General features: G+C 66.6%; 16 protein-coding genes and 1 pseudogene. 10 read left to right on the top strand and 7 right to left on the bottom strand.

The genetic code is table 11. From position 1 onward, the window contains the following. Window positions 1–18: 18 nt before the first annotated feature. Complete coding sequence (locus ACFTSA_RS21890) at window positions 19–1,479, bottom strand: insulinase family protein (protein ID WP_377954013.1); 1,461 nt, start codon at window positions 1,477–1,479, stop codon at window positions 19–21. Between the two features lie 288 nt (window positions 1,480–1,767). Here ACFTSA_RS21890 and ACFTSA_RS21885 point away from each other — a divergent pair, with 288 nt between their 5' ends. The 4 genes from ACFTSA_RS21885 to ACFTSA_RS21870 are packed head-to-tail and all read left to right on the top strand — an operon-like array spanning window position 1,768 to window position 5,652. Then, window positions 1,768–2,886 carry a ferredoxin reductase gene (locus ACFTSA_RS21885; protein WP_377954063.1) on the top strand — a complete coding sequence of 373 codons (1,119 nt, stop codon included), beginning with the start codon at window positions 1,768–1,770 and terminating at the stop codon, window positions 2,884–2,886. 14 nt (window positions 2,887–2,900) lie between these two features. Next, a complete protein-coding gene (locus ACFTSA_RS21880) occupies window positions 2,901–4,094 on the top strand; it encodes a fatty acid desaturase family protein (RefSeq protein WP_377954012.1) in 1,194 nt (397 codons plus the stop codon). Window positions 4,095–4,146: 52 nt separating this feature from the next. Further along, the gene (locus tag ACFTSA_RS21875; RefSeq protein ID WP_377954010.1) at window positions 4,147–5,112 is read left to right on the top strand and encodes a carbohydrate kinase; all 966 of its coding nucleotides are present in this window, start codon (window positions 4,147–4,149) and stop codon (window positions 5,110–5,112) included. A gap of 9 nt (window positions 5,113–5,121) precedes the next feature. Continuing rightward, window positions 5,122–5,652: a YbhB/YbcL family Raf kinase inhibitor-like protein gene (locus tag ACFTSA_RS21870; protein ID WP_377954009.1), complete on the top strand. Its 531-nt coding sequence runs from the start codon at window positions 5,122–5,124 to the stop codon at window positions 5,650–5,652. On the opposite strand, the gene ACFTSA_RS21865 is transcribed toward ACFTSA_RS21870, so the two are convergent. After that, a complete protein-coding gene (locus ACFTSA_RS21865; protein ID WP_377954007.1) occupies window positions 5,649–6,665 on the bottom strand; it encodes a sugar phosphate isomerase/epimerase family protein in 1,017 nt (338 codons plus the stop codon). The genes ACFTSA_RS21870 and ACFTSA_RS21865 overlap by 4 nt on opposite strands. Next, window positions 6,662–7,840, bottom strand: a complete 1,179-nt coding sequence (locus ACFTSA_RS21860) for a Gfo/Idh/MocA family protein (protein WP_377954006.1) — start codon at window positions 7,838–7,840, stop codon at window positions 6,662–6,664. The genes ACFTSA_RS21865 and ACFTSA_RS21860 overlap by 4 nt, the downstream gene beginning before the upstream one ends. Window positions 7,841–7,982: 142 nt before the next feature. On the opposite strand from ACFTSA_RS21860, the gene ACFTSA_RS21855 reads away from it, so the two are divergent. Beyond that, the gene (locus ACFTSA_RS21855) at window positions 7,983–8,987 is read left to right on the top strand and encodes a LacI family DNA-binding transcriptional regulator (protein WP_377954005.1); all 1,005 of its coding nucleotides are present in this window, start codon (window positions 7,983–7,985) and stop codon (window positions 8,985–8,987) included. A 66-nt stretch (window positions 8,988–9,053) separates the two neighbouring features. Here the strand turns inward: ACFTSA_RS21855 and ACFTSA_RS21850 are convergent, their stop codons facing one another. Together ACFTSA_RS21850 and ACFTSA_RS21845 are read right to left on the bottom strand one after the other, a co-directional pair. Further along, window positions 9,054–9,365, bottom strand: coding sequence for a putative quinol monooxygenase (locus ACFTSA_RS21850; protein ID WP_377954004.1), 312 nt, complete (start codon window positions 9,363–9,365; stop codon window positions 9,054–9,056). 16 nt (window positions 9,366–9,381) lie between these two features. Then, window positions 9,382–10,431, bottom strand: coding sequence for a LacI family DNA-binding transcriptional regulator (locus tag ACFTSA_RS21845; protein WP_377954003.1), 1,050 nt, complete (start codon window positions 10,429–10,431; stop codon window positions 9,382–9,384). Between the two features lie 182 nt (window positions 10,432–10,613). Between ACFTSA_RS21845 and ACFTSA_RS21840 the strand changes: the two genes are divergently transcribed. The 4 genes from ACFTSA_RS21840 to ACFTSA_RS21825 all read left to right on the top strand — a co-directional run bounded on the left by ACFTSA_RS21840 (window position 10,614) and on the right by ACFTSA_RS21825 (window position 15,962). Continuing rightward, window positions 10,614–11,966, top strand: a complete 1,353-nt coding sequence (locus ACFTSA_RS21840; RefSeq protein WP_377954001.1) for an NAD(P)H-dependent oxidoreductase — start codon at window positions 10,614–10,616, stop codon at window positions 11,964–11,966. A 47-nt stretch (window positions 11,967–12,013) separates the two neighbouring features. Continuing rightward, window positions 12,014–13,036 carry a DctP family TRAP transporter solute-binding subunit gene (locus ACFTSA_RS21835; protein WP_377954000.1) on the top strand — a complete coding sequence of 341 codons (1,023 nt, stop codon included), beginning with the start codon at window positions 12,014–12,016 and terminating at the stop codon, window positions 13,034–13,036. A 96-nt stretch (window positions 13,037–13,132) separates the two neighbouring features. After that, entirely contained in the window at window positions 13,133–15,052 is a 1,920-nt protein-coding gene (locus tag ACFTSA_RS21830) for a TRAP transporter large permease subunit (protein WP_377953999.1), read from the top strand. Window positions 15,053–15,065: 13 nt separating this feature from the next. Continuing rightward, the gene (locus ACFTSA_RS21825; RefSeq protein ID WP_377953997.1) at window positions 15,066–15,962 is read left to right on the top strand and encodes an NAD(P)-dependent oxidoreductase; all 897 of its coding nucleotides are present in this window, start codon (window positions 15,066–15,068) and stop codon (window positions 15,960–15,962) included. Window positions 15,963–16,017: 55 nt separating this feature from the next. Here the strand turns inward: ACFTSA_RS21825 and ACFTSA_RS21820 are convergent, their stop codons facing one another. Further along, window positions 16,018–16,494, bottom strand: coding sequence for an NUDIX domain-containing protein (locus ACFTSA_RS21820; protein ID WP_377953996.1), 477 nt, complete (start codon window positions 16,492–16,494; stop codon window positions 16,018–16,020). A 215-nt stretch (window positions 16,495–16,709) separates the two neighbouring features. Here ACFTSA_RS21820 and ACFTSA_RS21815 point away from each other — a divergent pair. After that, a pseudogene (locus tag ACFTSA_RS21815) lies at window positions 16,710–16,909 on the top strand (DUF4193 family protein). A 684-nt stretch (window positions 16,910–17,593) separates the two neighbouring features. Here ACFTSA_RS21815 and ACFTSA_RS21810 read toward each other — a convergent pair. Next, a complete protein-coding gene (locus ACFTSA_RS21810) occupies window positions 17,594–18,586 on the bottom strand; it encodes a LacI family DNA-binding transcriptional regulator (protein WP_377953995.1) in 993 nt (330 codons plus the stop codon). Window positions 18,587–18,608 lie beyond the last annotated feature (22 nt).

Here is an 18,608-nt window from a genome sequence, read left to right as displayed (position 1 = left end):
GGCGTCGTCCGGGGAACTTCAGGCGTCGGGCGGGGTGAAGCACCGCTTCTCCCCGGCCCTGTCCAGGATGGCATCGATGGCCTGTTGCCCCTTGCCGAACCACGCCTCCCGGACCTGGATCTGCTGGGAATCCATGCCGATCAGGGTCACCAGTCCGTCCGGCGCCACTGCCACGCCCACGAGGTCGTCCCAGGGGATACTGGCGGTGTAGTCCGCTGAGAGTGTCACGCCCTTGTCTCCGACGAACAGTTTGCTGCCGCCGGGAACTCCGTAGAGGGCGCCGCGTACGCTGCGCCGGAACTCCCGGCCGCCCAGCCATTCGACGGGGCGGTCAACATCCGATCTGATGGAGTCATCGTCCGGCCGGGTTCCCTCAGGCATCCCGAAAATGGCAGTGGCTTCGAGGCCGGCCAGGGCTGCGCGGCAGGCTTCGGCGGTGACGTTGCGGGCCAGGGCCAGCTTGTCCGCCGGGGACACCGGTTCCCGTCCCAGCAGATGCGATTCCGCGGCCGCGGCGGCCATCTCAATGGCCGATACCGGATCCTCCAAATACTCTTGCAATTCCTCCGCGTCGGTCTGGAGCTCCCCGGCCGTTGGGCCATTGCGCTCAAGGTCCCGCAGAATGGCCAAGAGGCCGAGCCGTGCGTCGTTGGCGTGTTGCGGTGTCGGATCGGTTTCGAAGCAAAGAATGCCCGTGTCCCCGGTGTCGAGGAAATGCATGACGTCGACGTCGTAGACCCAGCCGTGCTCCTGCCGCAGAATACGGTGGGCGCGGCGGCAGGCGATGCGCGACACGGTGCGGGCCGCCTCGCGTGCGGCCTCCGTCCGCGCAGGAACTTCGAAGGAGAAGCCGAGACGCGGCCACCCCTGCTCGAACCACATCGGCAGGGGTGTGGCAATAGGGGACGGGGTGTCCGGCCGGCGTGGAAATCCTGCCGGAAGGTCGAGGCGGAGTCCCTCCGGCGGTGCCCCGCTCAGGGCCAGCGCCGCGTTGCCCGCCGTGAAGTGGCTCTGCAGCAGTTGCAGGACCTCGTCCGCTCCGAGCGTTTCGAGCGACGGCGGCGCCACGTCCGTCAGCCCCAGGGAGGACATCCCGAAGCGGTGGCGCAGGTGCTCTGCGGTGGCTGGTGGAACTGTGGTGGAAGCCTCGGCCGCCAGGATTTTCTTTTCGATGTCGATCCGGCCGAGGTCGGGTACTGAAAGGAAGGAACAGACGGCGGTGAGAAATGACGCCACAGTCTCCGCCTTGCCGCTGCAGGTAAATGAGGTGAACGTCGGCCCGACCGTGGCATTGTGGCTCTGGCGCCGCAAGTCGGGGACGCCTGACATTGCCAAGTGCTCCGCCAGGTGCGTGAGCCCGGCGGTCATGAAGGTTTCGTCCCTGACTCCGGCGCGGAAAACCAGCTGCGCTGTGAGTGGCTGGGCGCCCTCGACCCAGAACACGGGAACTCCATTGAGTTCCGTTCGTTGCAATGTCATGGGGTAGATCGTAAATGCGGGGCCGGTAAATGGGGGCAGCGGCGCACCGTGCCATATCTACCGCCGTATCCACCCCGGCGGTAAGTATGCTTATTATCAACCGCGAATGCCGCAGACGCCACAACGGAGGATATTGCCTTGTCTGACCCCACCCAGAAGTGGACGCCGGTTGCTCCCGCAGCCGGCAAGGAGGACCCTTGTAGGTGGGGGCTGAGGTACTTTTGTATATTACGATCCCGGGTTTCACTAGGAGATACACATGGGTGAACCCATCATGCGGTGGACAGCGTGATCCGGCTCCGCAAGTTGGCGCGCGCGGCGTCTGTACTGACAACTCCTCTGGCCCCGGAGGACATCCTCGCGCTGTTTGACCCGGTGTTCTCGGCCCGGCAGCTGCGCGGCGTGGTCACCAAAGTTGTGCCCGAAACAGCGGATTCAGCCACCATCCACTTCCGGCCCGGCCGCGGCTGGAAGGCTCACAAAGCCGGCCAGTGGGCGCGCATCGGCGTCGAGCTCGACGGCGTCCGGCACTGGCGCTCCTATTCGCTCAGCGCCCCCGCGGGGGAAGACCCCGCCATCACCGTGAGCGACATGGGTGCCGTCTCCGGTGTCCTGGTCCGCAACACCCGGCCCGGGGACGTCCTGTTCCTGGCGCCGCCGCAGGGCGACTTCGTCCTCCCGGAACATCCCCGCCCGCTCCTGATGCTCACCGCCGGCAGCGGCATCACCCCTGTGATGTCCATGGTCCGCACGCTGGTGCCGCACCGCCCCGACGCCGACGTCGTGCTGGTCCACTCCGCCAGAAGGCGGGAGGACAGCATCTTCCGGGAGGAACTTTCCGAACTCGCAGACCAGTTTCCCAACTTCCGCGTCACCCACTGGTACACGGGGGAACGCGGCCGAGTGGACTTCGGCTCGGCTGCCGCACTGGACACCCTGTGCCCGGACTGGCGCCGGCGAGCCGCCTACGCCTGCGGGCCGGAAGGGTTCCTCGACGAGGCCGAAGGCCTCTGGGCCGCCGAAGCGGCCGCCCATCCCAGGAACCCCAGGTCAGCCCGCGGGGACGGGGCCACCGGCCCCTTCGCGGCGGACCCCGTCAACCTCATCATCGAACGCTTCAACACCAGCCTGCTGGGCGGCGAAGGGCACGACGGCGGTCTGGTCACCTTTGAGGCCTCCGACCGCGAGGTGGAGGCCGACGGCGACACCCCCCTTCTCGACGTCGGCGAAGACGCCGGCGTCCTCATGCCCAGCGGCTGCCGCATGGGCATCTGCCACAGCTGCCTGCTGCCCCTGCGTGCAGGGCAGGTCCGGGACCTGCGCACCGGCGAAGTCCACGGTGAACCGGGCCAACTAATCCAGACGTGCGTCTCGGCAGCTGCCGGGCCCGTTAACCTCGACATCTGAGGAGCATCACCAGTATGACTGCAATATCCGATCGCACAGCGGCGACTGACAGATCCTCCGACGGGGCCGCCAACGACAAACCCATCACAAAGCCGCGGCCCGGGGCCCTGGCGGCCACCGGCCGGCCGGCCGTGCGCCCGCCCGCCGCGGCGCACCTGACCGACGAGCAGGTGGCAGAGCTCGGCCGGGAACTGGACGCCATCAAGGACGAGGTCCTCGCCAAGCGCGGGGCTTCCGATGCCGCGTACATCCGCCGGGTGATCAAGATCCAGCGCGGGCTGGAGATCACCGGCCGGGCGGCGCTGCTGGGCAGCCGCAACAAGGCCGCCTGGGTGGCCGGCACCAGCCTGCTCAGCCTCGCCAAGATCCTGGAAAACATGGAGATCGGCCACAACATCCTCCACGGCCAGTGGGACTGGATGCGCGATCCGGACATCCACTCCACGACGTGGGAGTGGGACTTCGTGACGCCGGCGCGCTCGTGGCAACACACCCACAACGACCTCCACCACCGCTGGACCAACGTGGTGGGCAAGGACAACGACGTCGGATACAACCTGCTGCGCATGGACGAGGACCAGCCATGGACCCCCCGCGCCCTGGGCAATCCGCTGTACAACGCCATCCTGGCGCCGATTTTCGAATGGGGCATCGCGGTCTACGACCTCGAGCTGGTCGAATACAAGGAGGGCAAGAAGAGCAAGGAGGCCATGACCCGGGACCTCAAGGCGCTCGGTGTCAAGGCCCTCAAGCAGTTCACCAAGGACTATGCCGCCACCCCGGCCGTGGCCATGCTCACCGGCTCGGGCAAGCAGGCTCTTCTGGGCACACTCACCGCCAACGCCGTCCGCAACGTGTGGGCCCACGCCGTGATCTTCTGCGGCCACTTCCCCGAGGGGACGGACACGTTCACGGAGGAAATGGTGGAGGGCGAGACCCGCGGCGACTGGTACGTCCGCCAGATGATCGGCTCAGCCAACATCTCCGGCTCCAAGTTCATGCACATCATGACCGGCAACCTCTCCCACCAGATCGAGCACCACCTGTTCCCGGACCTGCCGTCCAACCGGTACGGGGAAGTGGCACCGAAGGTGCAGGAAATCTGCCAGCGTTACGGCCTGCCGTACACCACCGGGCCGCTGCTGAAGCAGGTGGGATCCTCCTGGGCGAAGGTCTTCAAGCTCGCGCTGCCGGGAAAGAAGGCCTAGCCCGCAGCGGGGAACCCGAGCGCCGGGCGGCGTTCTCTGGCAGAGTATGACCATGCTCACTGTTATCGGCGAGGGCCTCGTTGACGTGGTCCAGCGCAGCTCCGGAATCGAAGCCCATGTGGGCGGCAGCCCCCTCAACGTCGCCGTCGGGCTTGCCCGGCTGGGTCACCCGGTGCAGTTCGTCGGCCGGTACGGCCGGGACGCCTACGGTGAGTCGGTGGCCGCCCACCTTCGGGCGAGTTCCGTCATGCTCCCGCAGGCCCCGGACGGGTTGCCCACCAGCGTGGCCACCGCCCTGGTGGACGACGACGGCGCCGCCACTTACACGTTCGACCTCGCCTGGGAGCTCCCGGGACTGGAGGAACGGCTGCCGTTCATGCTGCAGGGAACCACGCTGCTGCACACCGGCTCCATCGCCACCATGCTGGCGCCCGGCGCCGCGGAGGTGCTGGCCGCCGTCGAGCACGCCCACCCGGCGTCGACCATCAGCTTTGACCCGAACTGCCGCCCCAGCATCATCACGGACGCCGATTACGCCCGCCGGCAGGCTGAAAAGTTCGTGACCCTCTCGGACATCGTCAAGGCCTCGGACGAGGACCTCGCCTGGCTCTACCCCGGCGTGGACCCGCTGGAGTCTGCACGCCGCTGGCTGAAGCTCGGCGGTGCGGAGGGTCCCGCCGTCGTGGTGGTGACGCGCGGCGCGGCAGGGCCGTGGGGGATCACCGCCGCAGGGGAGGCCGAGTTTGCGGCCCCCCGAGTGGACGTGGCGGACACCGTTGGCGCCGGGGATTCGTTCATGGCGGCACTGCTGTCCGGCGTGGTGGACCGCGGCCTGGACGGCGCCCAGAACCGGGGTGATCTGCGGGCGCTCCCGGCCGAGGGACTCACCGCCCTCCTGGCCCACGCCTCGCGCGCGGCAGCGGTGACCGTGTCCCGTGCCGGCGCCAATCCGCCCACCCGGGCGGAGCTCAACCACGTCGAAGCAGCAGCAGAGGAAGCCGAAGTTCCCACCATCTGAGGAGCAGCCATGACATCGCCGGGCCCGTTTTCAAACCTGCCGGACGTCCCCGCGTTCGGGCTTACCAGCCGGTCCTTCCAGGATGGCGGCACCCTGCCGCCGCCGCAGCGCAGCGGCAGGATGCATGCGGGCGGCGCGGACGAGTCCCCGCAGCTGAGCTGGACGGGGGCCCCGGACGGGACCAGGAGCTACGCCGTGACCGTGTTTGATCCGGACGCGCCGGGGGCCGGCGGATTCTGGCACTGGGCGGTCCTCAACATCCCCGCGGACACCACCTCCCTGCCGGAGGGTGCGGGAGCCGAGGACGGACCGCAACTCCCGCCCGCCGCCGTGCAGCTGAAGAACGACGGCGGCTTCCGCGGCTACCTGGGCGCGGCCCCGCCGCCGGGGCACGGCCGGCACCGCTACATCGTCACGGTGTACGCGCTGGATGTCGAGGAGCTGCCTGGCGGGACAGGTGCGAAGCCTGCGCAGCTGGGTGCCGAACTCGCCCGGCATCTGCTGGGCACGGCGACGCTCACCGGCGTCTACCAGCGCTAGGGGCTGACCAGCGAGGCGGCCAGGGCTGCGTCCGCTTCCTTCAGGACCTTGGCTGCGACTTCGAGGCCCTCGATGCGGCCGAGTTCGGTGTCTTCGTGTTCGATGTTGACCAATATGTCCGGGTCCACGTCGTGGAGGGCGCGCAGGAATTCGGTCCAGTAGGCGGCGTCGTGCCCTTTGCCGAGGGCGACGAAGTCCCAGGCGGCGGGCTTGGGCCATTCGTTGGCCCACTCGTCGCCGCCAAGGTTGGTGCGGTTTTCCTCGGGGGCGAGCCTGCGGAAGCGGTTGTCCAGAACGCCGTAGACGGCGGCGGTGTCCTTGTTGACGCGCACGTCCTTGGCGGCGGCGTGGAAGACCAGCGGCCCGAGTTCGCGGACGACGGCCACGGGGTCCATCTGCTGCCAGAACAGGTGGGAGGCGTCCAGTTCGACGCCGATGTGGGTGGCTCCGGTGAGTTCTACGAGTTTGTAGACGTCGGCGGCGTTGAAGACGAGGTTCTGCGGGTGCAGTTCCAGGGCTACCTTCACGCCGTGGTCGGCGGCGAGCCGGTCGGTTTCCTTCCAGAACCCGGCGGCGACGCCCCACTGGTAGTCCAGGACATCCAAGGCCGCGGAGTTCCAGGCGTTGACGATCCAGTTCGGCACGGTGGCGCCGGGCTCCCCGCCGGGCAGGCCGGACATGGTGACCACGCGGTTTTGTCCGAGGCGGTGGGCCAGGCGGATGGAGCGGCGGATGTCCTCGGCGTGCTTGTCGCCGATGGCCCGGTTGGGGTGCAGCGGGTTGCCGTTGCAGTTCAGCCCGGCGATGGAGACGCCGGTGCCTTCGAAGATCGCGAGGTAGTCATCACGGGCGGCGTCGCTTTCGAGGATGTCATCGAAGGTGGGGACGTGGGTTGCGGGCAGGAACCCGCCGGAATTGATCTCGATGCCCGTCAGGCCCAGGTCCGCGACGACCTTCAGGGCCTCGGGCAGCGGGCGGTCGTGCAGGATTGCGTTGTAGACGCCGAGCTTCATAGCGTGATCTTCTTTCCGTTGTTCAGGGCGGATTCGGTGACGGCGGCGAGCAGTTCCATGTTGCGGACGCCTTCGTCAAAGCTGGCGCAGCGCGGCAGGGATTCGGCTTCGCTGAGGCCGGCGACCTCTTCGAGGAACGCGCGGGACTGGTAGGCGAACGCGTCGTTCTGGCCGAAGCCGACCTCGGGGGCGTCCATGGCCAGGCCGCCGGCGATGTAGGGGTGGCCCGGGCCGAGGCTGACCTGCCGGTAGCCGTTCTCATTTCCGGAGCCGTCGTTGAGGAACAGTTGGATCTCGCCGGGGCGGCGCTGGTCGAACTTCGCGGCGCCGTTCTCGCAGAAGACCTCGAAGTTGAGGCTGTTGGCGTGCCCGGCGGCGACGCGGGAGACTTCGAGGCTGCCGGTGCCGTTGTCGAACTCGGCGGAGAAGGCCGCGTAGTCGTCGTTTTCCACGGCCTCGTAGGTGTCGCTGACGGCGGCGTGATCGTGTCCGATGACGGCACCCAGCGGCAGAGGGCGTTTGTCGATTGCGGTGCTGAGGCGGCCGCCGCTGATGGACCTGATGTCGCCGCACAGGAATTCGGACACGTACGTGAGGTGGCTTCCGATGTCGGCCAGGGCGCCGGAGCCGGGGCCGCCCTTGTAGCGCCAGCTCATGGGTGCGTCCGGGCTGAAGCCGTAGTCGGTCCAGTAGCGGCCGCTGAAGTGCAGCACCTTGCCCAGGGTTCCGTTGCGGATGAGGTCGCGGATGTAGGCGATGCCCGGGGTGCGGCGGAAGGTGAAGCCGATGCGGGCGATCGAGGACGCGTTGCGGGCGGCGCCGGCCATGGCCTGCGCGTCTTCCAGGGTGTCGCTGAGCGGCTTCTCGCACAGCACGTGCTTGCCGGCGGCGAGGAGGCCCTCCACCACCTCGCGGTGCAGCGAGTTGGCGATCACAACACTGACGACGCCGATGTCGTCGGCTTCGGCGATGGCCTGCCACGAGGTGTCGTTGCGTTCGTAACCGAAGCGCCGGGCGGCGAGGGAGCCGAACTCCGGGTTCACGTCGCCGATGGAAACCAGCCGGATCGGCGGCAGGACAGGGTTGTACAGGGCGGTAGCGGTGCGGTAGGCGGCGGCGTGGGCCTTGCCGGCCATGCCCGCCCCGATAACGGCTACGCCGAGGTCTTTGGGCATTGGTTTTCTCCTTTGAAACGGGCTGTGCGGGACTCGGCCGCGGTGAGGTGTGACGCATACTGGAGCGCTCCACAAAAACGATAGGGGCGGAAGTTTGTCCTGTCAATATCCCAAAGTGCGGTTCATGGGTGACAATGGCAGGGTGACCCAGGAAACCGGCAAACGCCCGAACATCTACGACGTTGCCTCCGCGGCCGGGGTATCAAAATCCCTGGTCTCGCTGGTCCTGCGCGGGGCGCCCGGCGTCTCCGCCGCCCGCCGCGCCGCCGTCGAGGAGGCCATCGAACGGCTGAACTACCGCCCGAGCCGAGCGGCAGCCACCCTTGCCGGAAACCTGTCCCGGACCATCGGCGTCGTCCTGGACGACTACCGCAATCTTTGGTTCGTCAGCCTGCTGGGAGGGCTGCACGACGAACTCGCACCCCTCGGGTTCCGGGTGGCCGTCGCCGACCCGTCCTTCAACGCCCACCTGGACCGGACGCCTGTGGACGGCCTCATCTCGTTGCGGGTGGACGGCATTGTGATTGCGACCGAGCCTACGGAGGAGATGTTCGCCGCCGTCGACGTTCCAGCCGTGGTGGCGGGCAACCGCGACGTCGCTGTTCCAGGGGCGGACATCGTGGCCAATGATGACGTGGCCGGCGGACGCCTGGCCACGGAGCACCTGATCGGACTGGGGCACAGGGAAATTGGGCATGTGACCGGTGGTGGCGGCGCCGCGCGCCTGCGGGCCCAGGGGTTTGCGGCTGCGATGTGCGAACACGGGCTGCAGCCCCACACGGCGCAGGGCCACGGCCTGACGATGGAGCCGGATGGCTACGAGGGTGCGCTGAAGCTGCTCGACCAGAACCCCGGGCTCTCGGCGATTTTTGCGGCAAACGACGTGATGGCGATGGGCGTCGCGGCCGCGGCGCGGGACCGGGGGCGGCGCATCCCCGAGGATCTTTCCCTGATCGGTTACGACAACTCGCCCCTTGCGGCGGCAAACCTGCTGCGCCTGACCACCATCGACGGCCGGAACGGCGAGGTGGGGGCCGGGGCTGCAAAGGCCCTGCTGGACCGCATGAAGGATCCGGAACTGCCGGTGCAGACGAAGCTTGTTGACCCGGAACTGGTGGTCAGGGGTTCGACGGCGCCGCCCGCCTGAGCGGCGCCTCTCGCCTGACATGCCCAGGCGAGAGGCCGCCGTCGTTCTTCAGGCTTGAGCCTCAGATCAGAGCGCGCCCTGCGCGCTGGTGCCGGCGGGGATCGCGGCCAGCCGCGTCACCTCCACCGGTTCCGCCAGGAGTCCCTCAAGGGAGGCGTTCAGCCGCTTGACCGGCTCGCCGGCGCCGTGGGCATCGAGGAGTTCGGCGCTTTCCCACTTTTCGATCATGACGATCTGGCCGTTCGGGGCTTCGTGGATGGCGTACAGGATGCAGCCCGGCTCGTCGTGCACCTCCGCGATGGCGGGGGAGAGGGCGGCGACGACGTCGTCGAACGCGCCTTCCTTTGGCGTGAACATGGCGGTGACAACTACGGTCATGGGTTTTCCTTTTCCTTTATCTGGTTGCGGACTTGCTGGTGACAAGGCGGGAAGGGGCCGCGCAGCTGCTGCGCGGCACGAAATCCGCCTTGACCTCGATGGTCCTGGCGCCGGCCGGGAGCCGGCCCTGCATCCGTCCGAGGACGAGTTCGAGCGAGTGTACGGCAAGCATGCCGATGGGCTGCCGGATGACGCTGAGCGGGGGTCTCGTCAGTTCGGTCCAGGGGTTGTCGTCAAAGACGATCACCGACAGGTCGTCGGGGATCCGGACACCCATCTGGACAAGGCGCCGGACTGAGCTTTGCACCTGGGCGGTGTTGGCGACAATCAGCCCGGTGGGGGCATCCGGGGACGCCAGGAGGGACCCGACGGCGTCGCCTCCGCCGTCTCCGCGGAAGGGGACGTCACGGACCAGCATGGGATCGAGGCTGATCGAAGCGCTCTCGAGGGCGGCCCGGTAGCCGCCGATCCTCGACCGGCCCGTGGAGGTGCTGGCCGGTCCGGTGATCAGGCCGATCCGTTCGTGGCCGAGGGCGATGAGATGGTCGGTGGCCCGCCGGGCCGAATCAGAGTTTTCGATGCTGACGAGGTCCACGTCGCCAAGCTCCGCAATGGCGCGGTCCACGAAAACAACGTTGACTCCGAGGTCCCGCAGGCGGTCCCATTTCTCGACGTTTCCGCCCGTTGGTGTGGCAATGACGCCTCCCACTGAACGGTCCAGCAGCGTGTCCAGTGATTCGGCCTCGAGGTGCGGGTCCTCCTGGGTGGTCATGACCACTACCTGCACGCCGTGGCTGCGAGCTTCCCACACCACGCGGTCCGCCAGCTGGGCGAAGAACGGGTTGGCGAGGTCCGTGACCACCAGGCCGACGGTGAGGGCATGGCCGGCGCTGAGTTCACGCGCCGCGGCCCGGGGACGGTAGCCGAGTTCGCTGATGACATTCAGGACCTGTTCCCGCTTGGCCGGCGCGACCGGACCGGAGTCGGGGTTCAGCACGCGCGACACCACGGACACCGAGACTCCCGCCGCTGCCGCCACATCGCGGATAGTGGGCGCCTTCTTCAATGGTCCTCCTTGTGGCCGGCGGGGTTCACCGACATCTGTTGACACAGCCTAACACTGACTGGTACAAAAGTGGAACCGGTTCCACTCGGTTACCCAGATCACAGCAGCAATGACGAAGAGGTGCTCCACCGCCCGGTGTGAGGTCGTCCCTCTTCGGTCAGACATCAATCAGAGAGATCCCCATGAACCTTCACAAGCTTCTTAGCGACCGCGAGAACCAGGGCCGCCCCATCCGCGTGGGCCTCATCGGGGCCGGCCGGTACGGGACCATGTACCTCGCCCAGGCAAACAACATCCCGGGCATCCACGTGGTGGCGATCGCTGACATCAATGTGAAGCGGGCTGAGGGCGCCTTCGAGCTGGTCGGATGGCCCCGGAACCAGATCGCCCCGGACATCGCCACCGCTCTGGAGAACCGGTCCACCACCATCGTGGCAAACGCCGACGAGCTGTTCGACGTCGACATCGACGTCATCGTGGAAGCCACCGGCAACCCGATCGTCGGCGTGAAGCATGCGCTGCGGGCCATCGAAACCAAGAAGCACATCATCATGGTCACCGTCGAGGCCGACGCCCTCGCCGGTCCGGCCCTCGCCAAGCGCGCGGAGGAGGCCGGCGTCGTGTATTCCATGGCGTACGGCGACCAGCCCGCCCTCATCATGGAACTGGTCGACTGGGCCCGGACCAGCGGCTTCGACGTCGTCTGCGCGGGCAAGGGCGCCAAGTACCTGGAGCACTACCACGAGATGAACCCGGACAACGTCTGGGAAAACTGGGAATTCTCCAAGGAGCTTACCGACTCCGGCCAGCTCAACCCGTACATGCACACCTCCTTCCGTGACGGCACCAAGGCATCCATCGAAATGGCCGCCGTCGCCAACGGTGCCGGCCTCACGCCGTCGGACTCCGGACTGACCTTCACCCCGGGTGACGTGGAAGAGATTGCCACCATCTGCCGCCCCGCCGCCGTCGGCGGTGCCCTGGCACACGAGGGCAGCGTGGACGTCATGTCCAGCGTCAACCGCGACGGCAGCTGGATCAGCCACAACACCCAGGAAGGCGTGTTCGTCGTCGTCAAGGCCACGAACGGCTACGTCTCCGGCTGCTTCAACGAATACCCGTGGCACCCGGACCCCACCGGCCAGTACGCGGCCCTGTACCGCCCGTACCACTACGTGGGCCTCGAGCTGAACATGTCCATCGCCAACGCGGCCCTCCGCGGCATTGCCACCGGCTCGCCCGTCGGCTTCTTCGGCGACGTGGTTGCCACGGCCAAGAAGGACCTGAAGGCCGGCGAATTCCTCGACGGCGAGGGCGGCTTCACCGTCTGGGGCAAGCTCGTCTCGGCCAGGCACTCCGTGGAAATCGGCGCCCTGCCGGTAGCCCTGGCGCACCACGTCGAGCTGCGTGCCGACGTCGCCAAGGGCGCCACAGTCCGCTGGGAGGACGTCATCATGGACGACTCGCTCTCCCAGGCCCTCGAGCTGCGCCGCGAAACCGAGGCCCTGGTCACCGAAGCCGCGCTGACCTCCTGATTCACCAAGCAATGCACAAGACTCCTTCCAATGAAGAAAGGCATCACATGAAATCGAAGACCCGCGCCCTCACCGGAGTGCTGGCATGCACCCTCGCCGCCTCCGTCCTGGCCGGCTGCGCCTCCGGAGCGCCCGGCGGCGGCGCCCCGGTAGCGAAGATCCAGCTGTCCATCCCGGACCCGCTGACCTCCTCCGTGGGTGTCTCCGCCCAGCACTTCGCCGACCAGGTCAAGAAGACCTCCAACGGCTCCGTCACCGTGACCGTGGTTCCCAACGGAACGAGCTTCAGCGGCGACCAGAACGCCGCCGTGACCAGGCTGCAGGGCGGGTCGCTGGACGCGCTGATCCTGTCCACCTCGGTGTACGCCAACGTGGTACCGGAAATGAACGCCATCAGCATCCCCTACCTCTTCAAGGACACGAAGGAAGAGGCCGCGTTCCTGGCGGGCAAACCGGGCGACGTGCTGAAGGAAAAGCTCAAGGAGAAGAACACCGTCGCGCTGTCCTTCCTCACCCGCACCGGCCGTGAGATCACTAACTCGGTACGCCCCATCGAGCAGCCCTCAGACCTCAAGGGCCTGAAAATCCGTGTCCCCGGCAACCCGCTCTGGACTGACTACTTCAGCAAGCTCGGCGCGAGCCCCACCACCATGGCCTTCTCTGAGGTCTTCACCGGCCTGCAGACCGGAACGATCGACGGGCAGGAAAACCCGATCGAGGTGCCGTGGACCAACAAGTTCTCCGAGGTCCAGAAGTACGTCTCACTGACAAACCACATCAACGACGCCTGGGTCCTGGCACTGTCCTCCAAGAAGTGGGATTCCCTCACCGATGACCAGAGGAAAGCCCTGACCGACGCCTCGGCAGAGACGGCCACCTATAAAGAGCAGTACGACGCCGAGCAGTCCAAGAAGCAGCTCGACGAGCTCACGGCCAAGGGCATGAAGGCCAACGAGCCCAGTGCCGCCGGGCTTGAGCAGTTCAAGGCCGTGTCCAAGAGCCTCTACCCGGAATTCTCGAAGCTGATCGGCAAGGAATTCTTCGACCAGGCGATCGCCGCAGCCAAGTAATCCCCTTTGAGGGCCGGAGCGCCTTCCGGCGCCCGGCCCTCAAACACCATCCCCGCACACAGCATCCCGCTCTCAACGATGACAGTCTGGAAAAACATGGAACACACACTCGCCCCCAAGGAGCTCGAAGAGGTACTTCCCTCCGATGCGGAAGAGATCCTCCACCACGGGCACGTCCCGCCGCGCTGGAGCGGAGCGGTCTGGCTGGACAAGGCCCTGGAATGGACCGTGGGTGCGGCGATCCTCGCCGAGCTCGTGGTTATCCTGCTGAACATCACGGTCAGGGTGGTCACGGGTGATTCAGTGCTGTGGACGCAGGAAGTCTCGGAGATCGCACTGCTCACCATCGCGTTCATCGGCGGTGCGATCGCCTACCCCAAGGGCGCCCACATGGCCGTCCAGGCCCTGATCATGCGGCTCCCGGTGAGCTGGAAGCCCTATCTGGCAGCCCTCGTCGATTGCCTCGTCTTTGTCATGAGCGCAGGCGCCTTCGCGCTCTTCGTCCCCACCCTGGTCCAGCAGCTCGAGGAAAAGACGCCGATCCTCCAGCTGCCGGTGTTCTGGGTGTCGCTGCCCTTCTCCATCGGCATGGTGCTCATCGCCTGGTTCGCCGTCCTGAAGCTCTGGCGGCAGCCCCGCCGCGCCGTCCTGGTTGGCGCGGGGATCACCGCGGTCCTGGCCGCCGTCGTTGTCCTGTCCCAGCCGCTGTTCTACTACGCCTCGCCCAACCTGCTGCTCGGCGTCGTGCTCGTGGCCCTGTTCGCCCTGTTGTTCCTTGGCCTGCCCATCGCGTTCGTGCTCGCCCTGGCCTCGGGCATCTATCTCTACCTGGGCGGGATTTCCGAGGTCAGCGCCATCCCGATCGGCATGGCATCCGGTGCCAAGGGCTTCGTGCTGCTGGCCATCCCGTTCTTCATCCTCGCCGGAACCGTGATGAACTCTGCCGGCCTGACCCTGCCGCTCGCCAAGCTGGTGGACGCGCTCATCGGGCACCTGCGGGGCGGCCTGCTCCAGGTGGTCGTGGTGACGATGTACATCTTCTCCGGCATCTCCGGCTCCAAGGTTGCCGACGTCGCCGCCGTGGGCACCACCATGCGCGGCATGCTCGAGGAACGGAAGTACCCGCGCGGTGAGGTGGTCGCGGTGCTGTCCGCCTCGGCCATCATGGGCGAAACCATCCCGCCGAGCATCGTCCTGCTCATCATGGGCTCGATCACCACTATCTCCACCACCACGCTGTTCCTGGCCGGGTTCGTTCCCGCCGCGTTCCTGGCCCTCGTGGTCATGGGGCTCGTCTTCCTCCGCGCAAAGAAGCAGGGCGGCGTGTCCAGCCCGAAGGCCACCTGGCGTGCCCGCGGCTCGGCCACGTTCTTCGCCATCCCCACGCTCCTGCTTCCGGTGGGCATGGTGGTGGGCATCCTGAGCGGCTTCGCCACCCCCACCGAGGTGTCCTCCGTAGCCGTCGCCTACGCCTTTGTTCTTGCCGCCGCCTACCGTCGCGGGAGCAAGAAGCTGCTGGGCGATACCCTCCGGGAAACGACGACGACGGCGGGCATGGTCCTGTTCATCATCGCTGCCGCGTCCCCGCTCGCCCAGACGCTTGCCCTCGCCGGTGTGTCCCAGCAGATCCATGACCTCATGACCGGTATCGGCGACTCACCCATTCTCTTCATGCTGTTCACCGTGGTGCTCCTGGTCATCATGGGCCAGCTGCTGGAGGGTCTGCCCGCGGTCCTGATCTTCGCGCCGCTGCTGCTGCCCATCGCCACCGAATTCGGTGTCAACCCGGTGCAGTACGCCATGGTCCTGATCATTTCCATGGGCATCGGCTCATTCGCCCCGCCGGCCGGCGTCGGCTTCTACGTCGCCTGCGCAACCGGTCTGGAGACCGTGGAGAAAAGCCTGAAGCACTTCTGGCCGTACCTCATCGCCGTGTTCATCGGGCTGTTGGTGCTGGCCGCCGTCCCGTGGTTCAGCACCTTCCTGCCCGCCATGGCCGGCCTGATCCCCTTCTAAGAACGTGAGAACAGTGACAGGCATACACAACGAGTTGACGTCAGTTGCCCTGCTGGGGACCGGACCGATGGGCGCCCCAATCGCCCGGAACATCCTGGCCGCCGGCGTTCCCCTCACGCTCTGGAACCGTACAGCGGACAAGGCCCGGGCTATCGGCGGGGGAAAGGTGGCCGGCACGCCGGCGGAGGCTGCGGCCGGCGTCGTCCTGACCGTCCTGCCAGACCTGCCACAGGTAGCGGACCTGCTGCCCGGCAGGGACGGACTGCTGGCCGGGTGGGAGGCGGCGGGCATCGCCGAACCGGTCCTGGTCATTCACGGAACCGTCTCCCCGGTGGCCGTGGCCAGGTTCGCCGAGGACTGCAGGAGCCGGCACGGGGTGACAGTGGTGGACGCGCCGCTCAGCGGCGGAACCATCGGGGCTGAGGAAGGCCGGCTGAGCACCATGGCGGGCGGTCCGCGCGAGACCGTGCAGCGGCTTCTGCCGCTGTTCGGGCTCTACAGTTCCACCGTCGTCTGGTTCGGCGAGGCCGGCGCCGGGTCAACGGTCAAGGCCTGCAACCAAATCGTCGTGTCAGCCACCGTCACGGCGCTGGCCGAGGCAATGGCCGTGGCGACCGCAACCGGGCTCGACCCGGAGAAGGTGCAGTCCATTCTGGCTGGCGGGCTGGCGAATTCGGAGGTGCTCCGGCAGAAGGGACAGCGCTGGATCGACGGGAACTTCGAGGGCGGCGGCTCCGCGAAAAACCAGCTGAAGGACCTGAACTTCATCGCCGAGATCGCCAAGGACGCCGGGCTGGAGCTGCCGCTTTCCGCCAGCGTCCGGGGCGCCTTCGAGCTCATGGTGGACGCAGGCGACGGCGACCTGGACCACACCGGGATCTACCGGACGGTTCTGGGGCGGTCAGGTTAACGTCAGCTAAGAGCCGGTGAGGCGCCGGGCGTGCTCGGCCTCGGACGGGTCGGGTTCACGGGCGCCGTGCCCCAAGGTGCCCGAGCAGCGCGTCGAGAATCGGCAGCTGGCCTTTCACGAGCTTGACGCGGGCCTCGGATTCACCGACCCATTCGGCGCGGTCGATCTCGGGGAACTCCTGGATGGTTCCGGACCCCTTGGGCCACTCCAGCGGAAATGTGTTGCTCAGGATTTTCTCGGGCTTGAAGGCGGATTCTGCAGTGAATGCGGTGATGAGCTTGCCGGAGGGCTGCCGGAAGGTGCCGAGCAGCACGTAGTCCGCGGACGGCGCCGGGACGCCCATCTCCTCGGCGAACTCACGCTGCGCCGCCGCCAGCGGATCCTCGTCCTCGGGGTACTCGCCCTTGGGAATCGACCAGGCGTGCTGGTCCTTGCGCGCCCAGAAGGGTCCGCCCATATGGGCGATCCACACTTCCAATCCAGTTCTGCCGTCCCGCCGGTACAGCAGAAGGCCCGAGCTCCTGACCGCCATGTTGCCCTCCTGCCCCAAGGCTACCCCTGGCGGCCGGCAAGGAGCGGCGCTTGCCTCGTCCGGCGAGCAGAATGGCCGCCACGTTGGTGGCGACTTGGCGACGATGACCACCATGACCTGCCGCAGCGGCCAAAAACGCCAGAAAAGAGAATGACCCGGTCGCAACCGATTACGACGAAGTACGTTCCGACGTAAAGGAATCGCAGGAGCGGTCCCTGGATGCGCTGCAGTCCGCGAACGCTCCGGATGCCCGCAGCGTCGTCCGTGAGCTGGACGAGTCTGACGAACTGGATGACGGCGTCATTCCCAGGCCGCGGACGAGTTCACCTGCTACTTCTGCTTCCTGGTCCGGCACCGGTCGCAGCTCGCACGCGAAAAGAACCGCCACTCATACTGCATCGAGTGCGAAGGATAGGATTACCCGGCGCTAGATCTACGGACGCCGCAGCAGCCTCAACAGCCTCACTTGTCGCCCCGGCATTTCCCGACGCTACCGGCATCGGCGGGAAAGCTCAGCCAGCCCCGGAATCGTCTCGTAAGCTGAGAGTTGGGAGACCTCGGCGTGAGACTGGGGCGGCCCTATCACAGGCGCCGGGGAAGCGTCTCGTAACTATGTCTACCAACCGCACTCGGTCTCGGTGTTCTCGCCGAGCCTTGCGAGACACTTCTGTCAGGTTGGGATCTGAGAGTTTCTTGCGCCGTTGTCAGAAAATCCGAATTGGACCTTATTCTGACAGACCTTCGGCCATCTGCCTGACGTCAGGTTGGGGTGTACTGCAAACCCGACAATGCGACTGCGCGAACGATCTGCGTTCCGGCGCTAACCAAACTAGGGGCATGGAGCATATGTGTCACCGGGTGCACTCCTAGTCGTACCCGCCGCTGGAACGGAGGCCCGAGGTCGACCATACGCGCCTTTCGAGCGTGGTTCCGGCGAACTCGCCCCGTGGCGCGCCGAAAGCCTGTCCCCCATTTTGAATCCTGACGGCTAGACCCGCGAGTATTTCAGGGCCTACTTCCTCGACCAGAAGTTGGGCTGCCAACGGCATGGTCCGTTGCCTACCGCCGGTGGCCAAACCTCACCGTGGCCGTTTATCCGTCAGGGCGGCGGAAGCTCTCCTGAACCCCTGTGGATCAGCTCAGTGGGAACAATGTAGGTCCGGGGTTCCTGACGGTCTCCGTTTATGCGGGCCAAAATGCGTTCCGCCGCAAGACGACCGAGGCGCTCCGGATGTTGCGCGACGACCGTGGTACCGGGGTTCGTCAGGTTCGAGAGAGTGAAGTCGCCGAACCCGACCAATGCCACAGTCCTGTTAAGTCTCAGATCCTTCAGAGCGCGCATAACGCCCCATGTGACAAGGATTTGTGCGGAGAAGATCGCAGTGGGCGGCGCAGGGCCGGTCAGCAGAGTTCTCGCGGCCAGGTACGCAGAATCCTCTCCTTGAAGTCCGTCCAGGAATGGAATGCTGGCTACAGAAATACCTGCGCGGCCCAGTTCCTCGCTAAACCCGCGTCGACGCACCCAGGCGGTTTGGATGTCGGCACGCCCGCCGAAATAGGCGAGATTGGTGTGGCCCTGGGAAATAAGGTGGGCCGATGCCGATGCCGCTCCCACAGCGTTATCGCTGACCACGGCATCGGCATCGATACCGTGCGGTTCCCTGTCAATAAAGATCGTCGGAAGGGCTCTGGAATACGGCGCAAGGTATCCCTGACTTGCGGCGATAGGAGTTAGAACGAGCCCATCGACTCGCCTCCGGAGGAGCGATGTGACGATCGCCTGCTCACGGCCAGCATCGTCGTCCATGCTTGCAGCCATTACTGCTATCCCATGGGCCGCGAGAACATCGCCGAAGGCGCGGTGGATTTGCCCGTGGAACGGGTTGGCGACACTGGGAAGGAGCAGCCCTATGGACTGTGTGTGCTGGCCGGCGCGGCGTAAGCTCCGGGCTGCCATGTCCAGTTGGTAATTCAACTGGTGGGCAGCCCTGAGCACTTTTTGACGACTGGCTTCCGAAACGTGAGGCTCGTCATTGATTACCCGGGAAACGGTTTTGATCCCTACCCCCGCCAAAAGGGCGACATCACGCATCGTCGGCCTCACCACTCCGCCA

Origin of the sequence: Arthrobacter sp. NPDC057013 (assembly GCF_042674585.1) — a bacterium.
Classification (GTDB): domain Bacteria; phylum Actinomycetota; class Actinomycetes; order Actinomycetales; family Micrococcaceae; genus Arthrobacter.
This window is presented reverse-complemented; position numbering and strand designations above follow the sequence as displayed.